The 14,820-nt window shown below is 41.1% G+C and carries 17 protein-coding genes; 6 read left to right on the top strand and 11 right to left on the bottom strand.

The genetic code is table 11. The features are described from left to right. Positions 1–25 precede the first annotated feature (25 nt). Entirely contained in the window at positions 26–325 is a 300-nt protein-coding gene (locus PI95_RS14515) for a DUF7734 family protein (RefSeq protein ID WP_039754819.1), read from the top strand. Positions 326–754: 429 nt separating this feature from the next. Then, positions 755–2,374: a glutamine-hydrolyzing GMP synthase gene (gene guaA / locus PI95_RS14510; RefSeq protein WP_039754818.1), complete on the top strand. Its 1,620-nt coding sequence runs from the start codon at positions 755–757 to the stop codon at positions 2,372–2,374. A 94-nt stretch (positions 2,375–2,468) separates the two neighbouring features. Here guaA and PI95_RS14505 read toward each other — a convergent pair whose 3' ends face one another. Together PI95_RS14505 and PI95_RS14500 are read right to left on the bottom strand one after the other, a co-directional pair. Beyond that, positions 2,469–3,710 carry an RNA-guided endonuclease InsQ/TnpB family protein gene (locus PI95_RS14505; protein ID WP_039754817.1) on the bottom strand — a complete coding sequence of 414 codons (1,242 nt, stop codon included), beginning with the start codon at positions 3,708–3,710 and terminating at the stop codon, positions 2,469–2,471. A 264-nt stretch (positions 3,711–3,974) separates the two neighbouring features. Continuing rightward, a complete protein-coding gene (locus PI95_RS14500; RefSeq protein WP_201280453.1) occupies positions 3,975–5,024 on the bottom strand; it encodes a methyltransferase in 1,050 nt (349 codons plus the stop codon). 81 nt (positions 5,025–5,105) lie between these two features. Between PI95_RS14500 and PI95_RS14495 the strand changes: the two genes are divergently transcribed. Then, entirely contained in the window at positions 5,106–5,756 is a 651-nt protein-coding gene (locus tag PI95_RS14495) for a TetR/AcrR family transcriptional regulator (protein WP_039754816.1), read from the top strand. A gap of 32 nt (positions 5,757–5,788) precedes the next feature. Here the strand turns inward: PI95_RS14495 and cdf31 are convergent, their stop codons facing one another. Then, a complete protein-coding gene (gene cdf31, locus PI95_RS14490) occupies positions 5,789–6,676 on the bottom strand; it encodes a CDF family zinc efflux transporter Cdf31 (RefSeq protein ID WP_039754815.1) in 888 nt (295 codons plus the stop codon). 408 nt (positions 6,677–7,084) lie between these two features. Between cdf31 and PI95_RS14485 the strand changes: the two genes are divergently transcribed. Continuing rightward, entirely contained in the window at positions 7,085–7,438 is a 354-nt protein-coding gene (locus tag PI95_RS14485; RefSeq protein WP_039754814.1) for a hypothetical protein, read from the top strand. Here PI95_RS14485 and PI95_RS14480 read toward each other — a convergent pair. From PI95_RS14480 to PI95_RS14460, 5 genes are all read right to left on the bottom strand, one after another. After that, on the bottom strand, positions 7,414–7,572 hold the full coding sequence (locus tag PI95_RS14480) for a hypothetical protein (RefSeq protein WP_163518901.1): 159 nt from the start codon (positions 7,570–7,572) through the stop codon (positions 7,414–7,416). The genes PI95_RS14485 and PI95_RS14480 overlap by 25 nt on opposite strands. A 549-nt stretch (positions 7,573–8,121) precedes the next feature. Then, positions 8,122–8,358, bottom strand: a complete 237-nt coding sequence (locus PI95_RS14475; RefSeq protein ID WP_039754813.1) for a DUF4327 family protein — start codon at positions 8,356–8,358, stop codon at positions 8,122–8,124. Positions 8,359–8,690: 332 nt separating this feature from the next. Further along, positions 8,691–9,005 (bottom strand): hypothetical protein, encoded by a 315-nt coding sequence (locus PI95_RS14470; protein WP_039754811.1) that lies wholly within the window; start codon positions 9,003–9,005, stop codon positions 8,691–8,693. A 542-nt stretch (positions 9,006–9,547) separates the two neighbouring features. Further along, positions 9,548–9,961: a 30S ribosome-binding factor RbfA gene (gene rbfA / locus PI95_RS14465; RefSeq protein WP_039754809.1), complete on the bottom strand. Its 414-nt coding sequence runs from the start codon at positions 9,959–9,961 to the stop codon at positions 9,548–9,550. Between the two features lie 101 nt (positions 9,962–10,062). Further along, a complete protein-coding gene (locus PI95_RS14460; protein WP_039754808.1) occupies positions 10,063–10,269 on the bottom strand; it encodes a DUF751 family protein in 207 nt (68 codons plus the stop codon). A 156-nt stretch (positions 10,270–10,425) separates the two neighbouring features. Here PI95_RS14460 and PI95_RS14455 point away from each other — a divergent pair, with 156 nt between their 5' ends. Further along, positions 10,426–11,355, top strand: a complete 930-nt coding sequence (locus PI95_RS14455) for a DNA adenine methylase (RefSeq protein ID WP_039754806.1) — start codon at positions 10,426–10,428, stop codon at positions 11,353–11,355. On the opposite strand, the gene PI95_RS14450 is transcribed toward PI95_RS14455, so the two are convergent. Together PI95_RS14450 and PI95_RS14445 are read right to left on the bottom strand one after the other, a co-directional pair. Further along, positions 11,352–11,834 (bottom strand): PD-(D/E)XK nuclease superfamily protein, encoded by a 483-nt coding sequence (locus tag PI95_RS14450; protein WP_039754805.1) that lies wholly within the window; start codon positions 11,832–11,834, stop codon positions 11,352–11,354. The genes PI95_RS14455 and PI95_RS14450 overlap by 4 nt on opposite strands. Positions 11,835–12,457: 623 nt before the next feature. Beyond that, the gene (locus PI95_RS14445) at positions 12,458–13,678 is read right to left on the bottom strand and encodes a HetZ-related protein (protein WP_039754804.1); all 1,221 of its coding nucleotides are present in this window, start codon (positions 13,676–13,678) and stop codon (positions 12,458–12,460) included. A 59-nt stretch (positions 13,679–13,737) separates the two neighbouring features. Here PI95_RS14445 and PI95_RS14440 point away from each other — a divergent pair, with 59 nt between their 5' ends. Beyond that, positions 13,738–13,962 carry a hypothetical protein gene (locus PI95_RS14440; RefSeq protein WP_163518900.1) on the top strand — a complete coding sequence of 75 codons (225 nt, stop codon included), beginning with the start codon at positions 13,738–13,740 and terminating at the stop codon, positions 13,960–13,962. Between the two features lie 62 nt (positions 13,963–14,024). Here PI95_RS14440 and PI95_RS14435 read toward each other — a convergent pair whose 3' ends face one another. Beyond that, a complete protein-coding gene (locus PI95_RS14435) occupies positions 14,025–14,681 on the bottom strand; it encodes an L-threonylcarbamoyladenylate synthase (RefSeq protein WP_039754803.1) in 657 nt (218 codons plus the stop codon). Positions 14,682–14,820 lie beyond the last annotated feature (139 nt).

Below are 14,820 nucleotides of genomic sequence, written 5' to 3'. Positions count from 1 at the left end.
GTAGCTAGGTAATAATTCACAATGTATGCAAAATTTTATCAGCAAGCGGCTGGAACAGTATACTACCAAACGCCCCCAAGAAGTCTTAGTTGTAACGGCAGAAATTGCTGGCGAACAAGACACAATTGTTATATTTAAAGGCTTTTCTAGTTCTTTGATGCGCTCAACTGCATTCGATCCGGATGTACCTGTATTGCCAGATGAGGCAAACATTGAGAGTATCGACCGAGTAGCGAGTCCTTACAATCCCCAAACACCTCGTTATATTCAACAAGGACTGTCTTGGTCAGCTATGCAAGTCCTGTTATCAGAGGTGGGAGTTTAAGGGGTATGAAGGTAAATAAAGTTTAGTCAGGCGATCGCCTCATACATCCAGCTATCGTTTTCGCTCTTTTACATCAAAAACTATGGTGATAGTGGCGTAACCGCTACTGCCAATGGTTTTAATTTATGTTTATGCGATCGCGCGATCGTTACCATTAAGATAAAAACTGCTTGTATCCGATTGACAAAATTATGTTAACTTATTATGAATAATCATCATAAATCCCAATCAATTAATATTTTTGTTTGTAGCTTCTATAGGTTAAATTTTTCTTCTTAATACCATTTGCTTTCTTTATCAACAAGACAAACGTGACATCAGCGCGTTTGTTGGGGATTTGATTACCTTAAAAGCCCATTTATCAGCAAAAACCTCTCAGTTTAGACCAGAGAGCCACAATTATTCATCACATCTACCACTTTTGCCATCATGAATACAGCGGTGATACCTACAGAACAAGCGCCTCAAAAAGTTAAGTCTTATGGGCGACTCGATCGGCAAATTATTTTAATTCTCGATTTCGGCTCTCAGTATTCTGAATTGATCGCCCGTCGCATCCGCGAAACACAAGTATACTCGGAAGTTCTTTCTTATCGCACCACAGCAGAACAATTGCGCGAACTCGATCCCAAGGGAATAATTCTCTCTGGTGGACCAAGTTCAGTGTATGACAACTACGCTCCCCATTGTGACCCAGAAATTTGGAATTTGGGAATTCCCATTTTGGGTGTGTGCTATGGAATGCAATTGATGGTAAATCAGCTTGGTGGCGAAGTATTAAAAGCTGACCGGGGTGAGTACGGCAAATCATCACTATACATAGATGACCCCACAGATTTACTGACTAATGTCGAAGATGGCACGACGATGTGGATGAGCCACGGAGACTCAGTAACGAAAATGCCGCCGGGATTTGAATTGCTAGCACATACTGAAAATACGCCCTGTGCAGCCATTGCCGACCACACGAAAAAACTTTACGGTGTCCAGTTTCATCCAGAGGTGGTGCATTCCCTAGGGGGTTTAGCATTAATACGTAATTTTGTATACCACATATGTGAATGTGAACCGACTTGGACAACCGCCGCTTTTGTGGAAGAAGCGATTCGAGAAATTCGCGCCAAAGTAGGTGAAAAGCGAGTGCTGTTAGCGCTTTCTGGAGGGGTGGATTCTTCGACGCTGGCGTTTTTGATGTATAAAGCGATCGGCGAGCAGCTGACTTGCGTGTTTATCGACCAAGGCTTTATGCGGAAGTTAGAGCCTGAGCGATTGCTGAAATTATTTAAAGAGCAGTTTCACATTCCGGTAGAGTACGTAAATGCACGCGATCGCTTCCTCAATGCCCTTGAAGGTGTCACCGATCCCGAAGAAAAGCGCCGCCGCATCGGACACGAATTTATCCGCGAATTTGAAGAAACATCCAGACGCCTGGGTCATTTTGACTATCTAGCTCAAGGTACACTTTATCCAGATGTGATCGAATCTGCTGATACCAACGTCGATCCGCAAACAGGCGAACGGGTAGCGGTAAAAATTAAGAGCCATCACAACGTCGGTGGTTTACCCAAAGATTTGCGATTCAAACTCGTAGAACCGTTGCGGAAACTATTTAAAGATGAAGTCCGCAAAGTCGGGCGATCTATTGGCTTACCAGAAGAAATTGTTCAACGCCATCCTTTCCCAGGTCCGGGTTTGGCGATTCGCATTCTTGGCGAAGTCACCGCTGAACGGTTAAATATTTTGCGCGACGCTGATTTGATTGTGCGGCAAGAAATTAACCAACGCGGCTTATATCATGATTACTGGCAAACGTTTGCCGTATTGCTACCAATCAAAAGTGTTGGGGTAATGGGCGATCAGCGTACTTATGCTTACCCGATTGTCTTGCGGATTGTCACAAGTGAAGATGGTATGACAGCAGATTGGGCGCGTGTACCTTACGATGTGTTAGAAGCGATTTCTAACCGAATTGTAAATGAGGTAAAAGGCGTTAACCGCGTGGTTTATGACATCACATCGAAGCCACCTGGAACCATCGAGTGGGAATAATAAAGAATTCAGGAGGCAGAATTCAGCGTTGGTAAAGTATAAGTTTTGACACTCCCCGCCGTATAACGAGCGGGGATTCTTAAGAAATAAAACCTCAATAGACTTTAATTCGTAACGGCTGTGCCAAACAGCCTCTAGACAGTCCGGTGAAACCATTCTGCTTGCTTTTTTTGCCAATATTTGCAGCACCATTTGCATCTGCATTAATCAAATGCCCTTCTTTGCTTCGATACAATCCCCGCTTAACTCGCTTACCAGAAAATTGGTAAGTAGCAGGCTTGTCGGCGTTGTAAATGGGCAGATTGTCGCCATCCAAATAGCTGGATTTAGACGTGTAGGACTCCTCTTGTTCTTTGTATTGCAAACCATATCGTTCACAAAGAGATTTGAGTTTATTTCTCAAACTAAAAAAAGGAATCTGAACAAAATTTTGATTAGTGCGACTACCAAGATTAATATCTTGCTTCATGCCAAGATTAAAACCGACAATCAGGCATTCAATTTTGGCATTAATACAGTGGTCTATTATCAGTCTGGCAGCTTTGTTCAGGTAATCTCTGACTTTGTTGCTGCGATTGACATACAACCGTGCTTGACGCTCAGTAAGTCTCTGTATTTTTTGTCTATCTTTAATAGATTGAAGTCTAGCATTTTCCTTATTGAACCACTGGTTAATAGATTTCAGTTTGCGACCATCCACTATAAAGGATGCCCCATTGGTATCAACACAAGTTGCCAGATTATCCAAACCAAAGTCGATAGCCAAAGAACTATCAGGAATTGTTTCTACTGGTTCGTTATCACTCCTGGAAATATACTCAACCTCAAAGAATCGAGCATCATATTTAGGGTGAATCCGAACCTCTTTGATAGTGTCGGAATTTAGTCGTTCTGGAAAGTTGATTACTACCTCGCCAAACTGCTTTTTGAAAGCAGGAGACATAGGTACTTTAAACTTACCGTCTTTGACTTTGATTCGAGGAATTATCAAAACGAAATACCCATCTTTGGGTAGGTAGTGAGGAAGCTTTACTTTTTGTTGGTAAGTGCCAGATCTTACAGCTTTAATTAGTCCAAAAAAACCATTAAAGGTTCGATCTACTACTTTCAACGTCTGTTGTGCAATATCAGTATTGAGTGCTTGATAGTTCTCATTTTCTTTGCACAGATGGTAAGCCGACTCATAGCGCAGGTGTTTACGTTCTTCAAAGAAGTATTGCCGAACATTGTAAAGACCGACATTGTAAAGGTTCTTACTCAGTCTGCACAACTCTTTCAGAGCCAAAAATTCGACTTTGCCAAGATTGCGTAATTGGTTCTTCTGAGTTAAGTACATAGACAGTTTTTCGCTATATTTTTAATATATAGTGAAAAATAATAGGCAACCAATAATTTTTCTTGCCATGCTCCCGATTTATTGCTCATTCGTCGTCCACCCCAACGCCTTTCAAAAGCTATGCTTATTGGTATCGCTCAGGGGTCGAACTCCTCAGTCAGTCGCCCTTTTATTCCTCCCCGCGCTCTCATGCGACGGGGTTTCTCGGAGAATCTCGATGAGTTTTGAGTGAAGTTAACTTAAAACTCATCACTTTCCCTTTCTTTAAAGTTTAATTCCTTCAATAATACTGACTGGGCATTGTGTCGGGATGATTTGACTCAGTTTAAATCCCCCTGCGTTGAGGAGTTTCTCAAATTCTGCGGCAGTTCGCTCTCGTCCAGTTGTCGTCACTAGCAGCATTTCCAAATCCGTAAACTTTCCTTGAGATGACTCATTCGCGGTTGTCAGGACATTTTGCACAAGGAGGACTTTTCCACCAGATGGCATGGCATGATAACAGTTTTGCAGAATTTTAATGCCATTCTCATTATCCCAATTACTCATGGTATTTTTCATGATGTAAGCATCGCCGCTGGGAACAGATTCCAGGAAGCTGCCACCTACTGCTTGACACCGTTGCGTGAGATTAACTTTTTCAAGATATTGTATTGCACCCGCCATAACCGGAGGGAGATCGTAAACAATTCCCTTGAGATGGGGATTAGCTTGGAGGATGGCAGCTAAGAACGCACCGTATCCGCCACCAATATCAACTAGCGTTGTGATGGAAGAAAAGTCATAGGCAGCAACGATTGCAGGGTTATACATTGAAGAAGCGCTAGTCATTGCCCCATTGAAGATAGCGGCAAATTCAGGATTTTGACTCATGTAGGCAAAAATCGGCATTCCTGTGACCTGCTCAAATGCAGGCTGCCCTGTTTTCACGCTATCGAGCAGTCGTCCCCAGGTTTGCCAATGGGCGGGTTCAATTCCTGTCCAAATTGCTAACGCCCGAATCGAGTTTGGTACGTCGCTACGAAGGTGGTTTGCCATCGGGGTTAATTGGAAGTGTCGATGCTCTGTTTCAGCAAAGATTCCAACACTAGCTAATGCTCTTAGAAGGCGATAGAGGGCTTGCGGGTTAACATTGAGGGATTCAGCCAAAGTATCTACACTTTTGTCACCTTCAATAAGTTGGTCTGCTACACCAAGTTGGGCTGCAACCGCAATTGTTTGCGTTAGCCACATACCGTTCATCATCTCAAGCATTGACTTGAGCGTATCGCTTTGTAAACTAGGATTGGCTTGAAAGAATGTGGAATTCACGGACATTTTAAAGAGTCTCCTAAATTAACAGCCAATAAAATAATTAATCAGTTAATTAATTTTTAACCTTACCTGAAGTACCTGTCAATGCCTGCAACTCCTTCTAAAATTGGTCGTCCGTCTAAATCCAATCGCAACCCGGATGAGGTAAAGACAGAGATTCTTGCTGCTGCGATGAAGGAATTCTCTCAACACGGGCTTAGAGCCACTAGCACCGAGGCAATCGCCCATCGGGCTCATGTTACTAAAGCGATGATCCACTACTACTTCAAGAGTAAGGAAGGACTCTATCGCGCCGTTTTAGAGAATCAGTTTAGCGGCTTGCTAACTCCGGAGCGGCAGGAAGAGTTTACGCACAACTCACCTGAACAAGCTCTTGCTAACTTTATTCAACAGGTGTTGCGAAATGCATCCAGTCAACCCGATATTCACACTCTCTTAGCTTTGGAAGCGATTCAAAACCAGGGTTTGTATTACAAAGAACTAGAGGTTGGACAGTTAGTGTATGGAACGCTCTCGTGTATTTTAGAGCGTGGTGTAGAGGCGGGTGTGTTTCGCCCACTTAATCCACAACATATGGCAGTGAATATTTTGGGCACGATTCTCTTTTATTTCATTTCTCAAGGCAACTTACAGCATTTTTTTCAGGAGCGCGAAATCAGCGCTCAAGACATGATAGAAGAACACACTACTGAAGCGATCGCATTTATTATGGCAGGAGTTTTACGCGCTTACTAGCTTTGTAAGAAAAACTACAGGCGCTATTTAGCTCAAAAGCTAATTCGCTCAGACTTGTAAGAGGGTGGTTCGACGTGAATTAAAATCCTGACTGGGCTAAAGCGTTCTTCTAAGCGTCTTTCTACTTCCTCGGTGATGTGGTGTGCGGTTTCAACGTCTGGGGAATCTACGATTAAATGCATCTCGATGAAAACTTGGCGACCGAGAACACCGCGAGAGGCGATTTCGTGACAATTAACGACACCAGGTACAGAAACAGCGATATCATAAATTGCTTCTGGGGCGATCGCCATTTGATCCACCAGCCAAGGTAAATTCTCTTTTAAAACTGACCAGCCACTCCAAAATACCAACAAAGCCACGGGAAAGGCTAAAACCAAATCCAGCCATTGATAACCCAACCAAACGCCAATCAAACCACCTATTACACTAATTGTTACCCAAACATCGCTCATGGTATGTTTGGCATCGGCAATCAAAATTGGGCTGCCTACAGATTTACCCACACGGCGTTCATAAAAGGCTACGAAAATATTCACGCCCAGTACAACCAGTAATAACCACAATTCAGGTGGTGATATTTTTACTAAGTTCCTACCTTTAAAAATTCCTTCGATTGCACCTTGGAGAATTTCAAAGCAGGCTATTCCTAAAAAGGCGGAAATTCCCAAAGCACCCACAGCTTCAAATTTTAGATGTCCGTAGGGATGCTCGCGATCGGGTTTTGGGGAAGAAAACCTACTAGCAATCAATCCTAAAATGTTGTTGGCGCTATCGGTAACGCTATGTAAAGCATCAGCTAGCAAACTGAGAGAACCTGTCAACGTTCCGACTACCGCTTTTAATATCATTACAAACAAGTTTAGTAGCAGGGTGATAATTAACACCCTTCGCACCGTGGCACGATTATCGTATGTCATAGAGGTTTTTACAATTATGTTTTATGACCTCTAATGTAAAACTTAAAACACCATTTTAATGTATCAAACTCTTACGCAGTAAGGATTTTATCTCTCTATAACCTCAACTTATTACGCCAGATTATTGACATAATTTTTAACTAAAATTAGCTACAAGCCTGATAAACGTTGCTATTTACTTTACTCAGGCAAGTGTTTCTTTTTCTCATTAACAGCAGGAATATTTAATGAAAAATCATTCTTTAGTGGTATTGTTGACATTTAGTAAGTTCACACCATAAGCGTCAAAATTAACTTGGTATGCAGGGTTTTCTCTAAACCATAAGAACCAAGGGCAAAACCATTAAGAAAAAAGCGCGATCGCGCTTGAAAATATTATTTGTAGCAAGATGTTCTCATAAATAGCTCATGTCCCCAAACAATCTAACATTGAACCTGATTGAAGGTTCTGTCTCTTTTAGTTTTTCACCGCAAGCAGCACGGGAATTAAAAGCAGCGATCGATCAATTGATGCAAAGCCTCAAAGCTGTTTCTACTAAAAACGCTTCTGGCAGCGGCAAAGTTACTCCCCAACGTCCGATGGAATATCGTTACACGGGAGAGGTATTTTTAGAAATTTTTTGTAATCCCAATATCTGGGCTACACCCTTCGCGGCTAAAGTCCTGCTCACCATCCGTGATGCGAGTATCCGTCTAACCACAGAAGCTGAACTCACCCGCTTGATTGAAGATGTGAATCAGTATTTGGAGCAAGTTGGTTGAGGGAAAATGGGGAATGGGGAATGGGGAATGGGTAATGGGGAATGGGGAATGGGTAATGGGTAATAGGGAATGGGTAATGGAGAATGGGTAATGGGAAAAATGCACATCACTATTAGCAATTCCCACGTTCCCAATTAGCAATTCCCAATTCCCAATTCCCAATTCCCAATTCCCATATCAGAAATGAAAAATCACCGGAGCAGTTCCATTTGAGAAACCGCCCCGGTAATTTAATTAACAAATTATTTTCTAGGTATTGTACCGGATGTGCTGCAATTGCCTAACGCGCCGCTGCCTTTGTTTGGTTATCCTGGCTCTTTTAAAGCAGGAGGAAGCTTTTTCAAAGAGAAAAGCAAGAGTCAACATACGAATCGTCGCGCAGCCTGTACTAACCTTTAAGCGTTTCTCCAAGACACTTGCTTTCGTGTTTTCATGTGACGCTTAAGAAGTTTCCATAAACGAAACCTCTTGGGGTTATAGAGGCGATCGCGCTACTTGACGCTTTTGTATAAGTTAGACTAAGCGAGTTTCTGTAATGATGGAATTGAGCGGCATGGAGCGGGAAAGACCGATTATCAGCAGAGAATATCCTTGACTATTAAGCCTTAAATCTTCTGTTGTCACATCCGCACATCCATTTAGACACTTTCATTTCAAAAACTGAGATTTACAACAAAAACCGATTAATCGTTTTCCCATTTTTCACGACCAATCAAATCGCCGATGCGATCGCGCAGTAAAAAATCACATTTTTCTAATTCGCATTCCACGCAAACCCACTCTCTCGCGGGAATGTATTGGCAGAGTGTGTATATTGGCTGTTGTCGGCTGACCATTCCCTTTTGCACCAGTCGGCGTGCTTCGTCTTGGATGACATCCAGAGAGTAGTAATTAATAGAAGGCACCGTATTGATACTCATGGTTTTAACTCACAAAGTTACACTTAATTAGTCTTCCCAACTTTTGTTAGGAACGAACACCACAAGGATTAATCTTGTGGCTTGGCTTTTGTATTTTGGTATACGGAACTATTTTCATTTTGACGCTACATATCCTCAAATTATCTAAAGAAATGTTAAGAAAGTCAAGTATTCATGACATTTACTTTGAATGCGTCTCAAAAAATAGTACCTCGGTAATTATAGTAACCTGTTTATCAAAAGTGCAAATTCTTTTGAGAAGGTTTAAAAGCTTTACAGAAGATGCTTTCATCTCTGATTTGGTAGAAGTTATTAGTTTCTTGGGAAGTTATTTAAATATCACATGATGTACTTAAAGTAGTGTCACAGATGGGTAAAATCGTTTTCTGGTGAAACAGATCAGAAATATTTAGCAGCAACCAGGGTATAAACTGTTGCAAGGCAGAACGGCTAAAGTACACCACAAAAGCTTTTGGATAACTAATTGTTAATAATTTATTAAATAAATATACATATGTGAATTTCAGTTCCGGAATGTAGAAAAAAGCATGGCTTTTGGTAAACAACTGTAACAATGTTGGATGATTTGCTTTTAAATTAATACTGGTTTGGGTATGGCGATCGCTATTTGGAGTTATGTATAGCATTTGGTATAGCTTCCTTAATTGCTTGGGTGGCTTGAAGTGAAAAAATCTAATGCCAAAAGGTGATTTCTGGCAATTAGATTGTGTAAATGAATACTGTCTTGTGTATAAAGTTTTATTACATTGATAAGTTTTATCGATAAGAGAGGTAGTGAATCATTAACTATTTAATTTTGTTACCAAACCTTAACAAAGATATTTAGTTAAGTCGTTTGCATTCCTATGATGCTTTCACCGCTATGAGCGAGCACAAGCGATGCTATAAAGTAGCCACGGATACATAAATAATATATATGTGACTACCATATCCCTGAAGCAGGCATAGTCATATTTAAGCAAATGTAAAGCGATCGCATCTGTAAAGTGTTTGGCTGATTTCCTGGAAGTAATTGTTGTTCAAATCACATTGTTATCTCAGTTACGTAAATATCCGTGAAGTTTCCCAGCATCACAAAAATTAAAACCCCTCAGCCTAATTAAGCTGAGGGGATATTACAAACATGCATACTTCCGCCAAATTATCAACATAATGGCGGGTGAGGATGTCAATCGGGAAAATCATCATCTTCATCGGTGCTGTCGTCTGATGCCTGATTTTCCGGTGGACGGTTATTCTGTATTTGGTTTAATAGGGACAGCACCTTATTACCGCGTTCAATTGAGCGGTCTTCGACAAAAACCACCTCTGGAGTGCGACGCAGACGCACCCTGGCACCAAGTTCGCTGCGAACGTAACCTGTTGCCGATTTTAAGCCTGCCATTGTTTCTGCTTTGGCTTCGTCAGTGCCATAAATGCTGACGTAAATTTTGGCATGTTGCAAATCGCCAGAAACATCAACATCGGTAACGCTTACCATTCCTGTGCCTACACGGTCATCCTTAATGCCACTGAGCAGCATTTGGCTAACTTCCCGTTTAATTAATTCAGCAACGCGGGAAACACGGCGAGTTGTAGCCATAGATATTATGCCTCCTCACAGAGGTTCAACTAAACAAATAGATATCAGTCAAAGACGGCAGCGATCGCCACCCTTGATACAAGCAATTGTATACTCATGGTCTAAATTGTACTCAAGCCAAGCATTGCGCGTAGGGTAAGAGTAACGAAAACGAGACTACCGACAATTAAGCCGAAAACAGCGATTGAAGTAACTGGGTTTTTAAACAACGGCGCTAATGGCGCAAACGTGTTCAGCAATACGCCTAAGAGGGTAGTAATAAAGTAGCGGAAGTAACGTAAGATATTATCCCAGAATCCGTCAAACATTTGAATTTATACTCCTTTATTATAATTCAGATGTCCATATTACCTTTTTTCTCATATTTTATTCTAATATGTCTTGATTTTGTCGCAACACACTAATATAAAATATAATTCCTCAGTCAGATAGTGCAACTTTTTATCTGATTATACCAATTGATAATGTTAACTGAAAATCCCCATAAAACTTATTATTGTCCATTCCTCAAATGGGCAGGCGGAAAAACTAGATTAATTCCCAAGCATATTCGTAGTTTATTACCCGATATTGATAACATTAAACGTTACTATGAACCGTTTGTAGGCAGTGGTGCTTTGTTTTTTTATTTAGCGAATTCACCTTCATCTATAAAAACATCATATCTCAGTGATATTAATGAAGAATTAATTAATACATATAAATGTATTCAATACCAAGTTGATGATGTAATTTTACTGCTAAAAGAACATGAAAAGCTGCACAACGAATCTGCAAATATTTACAAAATAAATATGCATAAAAACTATAATAGCAAACATAAAAACTTGTATTATTACGATATTAGAGATAAAATTTATGATACAGACGTTCAAAGAGCGGCTCGTTTTATCTATCTTAATAGAACTTGTTTTAACGGTCTTTATAGGGTGAATTCAAGAGGTAAATTTAATGTACCGTTAGGTAGATACGAAAATCCTAAAATTTGTCAAGAAGATTTACTTCGAGACGCTTCCGAAGCCCTTTTTGGTGCTGAAATACAACAAGCAGATTTTACAGAAGTGCTAAATCATGCAAACAGCGTTAATGATTTTGTTTACTTTGACCCACCATATTATCCTATTAGTAAAACTAGCTATTTTACAGCCTATAGTGAACATTCTTTTCATGAAATTAAAGATCGTGAAAAAGACCAAGAAAAATTGAGAGATACTTGTGTACAACTAGCAAATCGGGGTGTTAAAGTTATGGTATCTAACTCTTATTGTGAGTTTATTAAAGATATTTACAGCGAAGTTGGTTTGAAAATACACACAATACAAGCAACACGCTCAATTAACTCTAACACGGAAAATCGCGGGAGAATTTCAGAGTATTTAATAACGTCTTATTAAAAATTTTTGTTTGCCCAGGCAATGAATCTATCTATACTATGGACTGCTAATAAATTTTGATTATAATCAACTTGTTTTTTAAGCCAGTTCAGTGCTTTTGGTCTCATTCCTTCACCTCCCATTACTAGGATAGTTTGTGTAGGGTAACATTCTTTAATATTTTGGTTTAAATAAACAAACTTTTCATCAACCGAACCACCACTTTCTTGCCATTTACATTCAATAATTAAGCCAAATGGGAACTTGTCTAAGTCAATGATGTAGAAGTCAACATAAACTTCAGTTTCATAGATTCCCGTTCCAATGTAAACACTCCTGGCATAGCGTTTTGGAAATAATATAGAGTTTAATATGTATTCTTTTTGCTGCGACTTCGGAACATTAGGACATACTTCATAATACCCATGTCCCCGTAATGTTCCTTCTACAGTCTTTTCTAAAACTTCACCAACCTTGTTTGCCTTTGCGCCTTGATTCATAGCTATCCTGAGTTTTTCTGCAAAAAGTCCTGCTTATTCTAGGATTCCACGGAAGCAGCAGAAAATTATCAGTTACTTAATATGAATTTTCGATTGGAGATGGGAAAGACTAGTTTTATAAATAGAAAGCGAAAAATAAATAGTATTTGTGTACTAATCAAAGACAAATGTATTAAGTTCATGTAGGGTGCCCTGCGGCATTAGCCTAACGCACCGAAATCGACAATTACATATGGTGCGTTAGCCAAGCTAACACACCCTACGGTTGAAATTTATTTACTAACGCAACGAAATCGACAATTACATATGGTGCGTTAGCGAAGCTAACACACCCTACGGGTGGTATTTTTGTACTAAATAAAGATAACTGTATTGGAAATTTAACTTAATTGTTTGGATTGATGAGACTATGGATTTAAAACTATTTTAAGCCTTGATATCATTTCACATTTGACAAATCTAACAAGCCTAATACTTAAATTCCCCCCTTTATGGGGGGGGAAGATAAGGAAGATTAACTTGCTTGGAGATTAGATAAAACATCTAAAATAAATATTTGCAGAATTAGGATAAAGCTTAGAAAATGCTGATATTACTTAAATATCACCTACTATACTAAGACTTTAGCCAGCCTGGGCTTCTGAGTTATTGTTACGAATAGCCCATGCAAGTTCTAGAAGTTGAGTCCAGCGCTTTTGCAGTTGTTTGGGGGTGCATTTAATTGCTTTGGCGATCGCCTGATCGCTATGTTTTGCGCTTTTCAACTGCAAGATTTGCTGTTGCTGCGGTGAAAGTTGGCTCAAAAACATTTCCCACTGCTGCGAAGATAGTCCCAGCTTGTGATCCAAACTTGCACCCAACCATTGATGTACTAATTGCCAATGGTGTTGTTTGGAGAACTTTTCTACATGATATTTAAAACGCTGTTGCAGATAGTCGCGCTGACGACTGGTTAAACCGAGAATCGAGTCAATTTCTGGTGCTGACAAATCTTGAAGTTTCAAGGTGAGATAATCAACGCAGTCAGATTGACCTTGAGATTCTAGATATTTTACCAACTCAGCGATAACGCGATCGCGCTCAGATTCTTCAGCCGGATCGAAACTAGCTTGGGCAAGCATTTGCGATCGCACTTGTTGCACTGCCGAGTTACGCTGATAAGATTCTCCTTCTTCACCCTTAGCAGATTCCACCGCCATTTCAATATCAACCGTAGTTTCCTGCGGTTGACGACGGGCAAAACCTTGGGCACGCAGTATAATCAACTGCTGATTAGCACCACCTGGTAAATTAATCCGGCGTTTGGCATACTGCTCTGTAAACGCCATGTATTCTGCTAATTCCAACTGAGTGCGGGGAGTGTAATTTTCCGGTAATTCGTTTTCCCGGCGAAAAGCTTTGATTGCTTCGATGTAAAATGCTTGTAAGAAATCTTCAATCAGATTGTAACGAGCCTCAAATTTTAACTCGCCGCCGACAGCGGAAATGTGACGGTAAACAATCGCACCTAAATGGCTATGTAATTCTACGCGCCCTTGCTTGGAACCCAATTGATAGTAACGCAGGCATTTTTGCAGGCGATGCCTTGCTAATGTTAGCTGCCAAGACTTAACTTCCCCAGAATTTTGGATGCGATAGCTCTTATCGCAAATGCGCTCTACTTCTTTGACGATGCGTTTGACTACAGATTCTACGCTTGCAGGTGTAGCTTTCACAGCCGCTTGCATTTCCTTACATAGCAGCTTTATCAAAGCATCGGCGTTGCTGGCTGACAATTCTTCGTTCGTAACGTGGTTGTCTAAAGATGGCTCAGAAATTGGTAGATTGGCGAGGTTGACTTTCATGACTTTTCCTAGGAGGGGTATAGCACCGTAACTTCAAGCAGACACAGCATTTAAAGCAAGTGCTTCATAATTCGCCGCAAGCGCTGCTCACATATATGTATGACTGTAAAGAATATGCAAAAGTTACGGGGATGTCGGTGTGTCGGTTTTTTCATCAGCAACCAGATAGCGACTGGCACAAGGCTATGTGCCAATGCCTAAAATCGGTTATAACCGTTGCTGTGCCGACTTTTGCCGCCATCCCGATTGTAGCCGCTCCTAGCTTGATCGGTATGACAATATGAAAACTGGAGCATCTTTTTTGTCATTTTCCGAAATTACCGGGGCAGTATGTGAAGTTAACTTATTACACCCAAGCTACCGCTTCCTCCCAACCTAAACCCCGTCTAGTAATCGTTGGTTCCTCTCCCGTCAAATCCAAAATAGTAGACACTTCATATGTAGGTTCCTCGCCAGTATCCACAATCACGTCTACCAAATTGTCCAAACGGTCAAATAAATCTGCTCGCGACAGGATATCTTCTATGTCTACCTCAATCTCTTCATCTTCTTTATCTACCGGCAAATGTGCCGAAGTCGAAATAATCGGATTTTCTAAAGCTGCTAACAACGCCAAACACACTGGATGATTTGGTACGCGAATCCCGGTAGTTTTCCGCTTGGGACTTTGCACCAGTCGCGGTACTAACTTGGTCGCAGGTAACAAAAATGTGTAAGGTCCAGGAATCAAGCGCTTCATAATTCGATAAGCTGTGTCACTCACCAAAGCATAAGTTGCCACATTTGAAAGGGAAGGACACAAAAACGTCAGTGGTTTATCATTTGCTAGCTGTTTAATTTGCCGCACTCGTTCCACCGCCGATTTAGCATTTAAGTCACAACCGATCGCGTAAACTGTATCGGTAGGGTAAAGCATCACTGCTCCACCAGCAAGTGCCTCCTTTATTTCTTGTATTCGCCGGCTTTGGGGATTATCAGGATGGACAGAGAAAATTGTTGCCATAGGGGGAGTGGGGGAGTGGGGGAGGGGGGGACAGGGAGACAAGGGGACAAGGGGAGCCAGCGCTGTGCGGAGGTGTCCTCCGTTGAGGCGTCTGGCGTGGACAAGGGGAGCCAGCGCTGTGCGGAGGTGTCCTCCGTTG

It is taken from the genome of Hassallia byssoidea VB512170 (assembly GCF_000817785.2).
In the GTDB taxonomy this organism is placed as follows: Bacteria; Cyanobacteriota; Cyanobacteriia; order Cyanobacteriales; family Nostocaceae; genus Hassallia; species Hassallia carrinoi.
The sequence above is the reverse complement of the archived record's forward strand: the minus strand, read 5'-3'. Positions and strand labels throughout refer to the sequence as shown.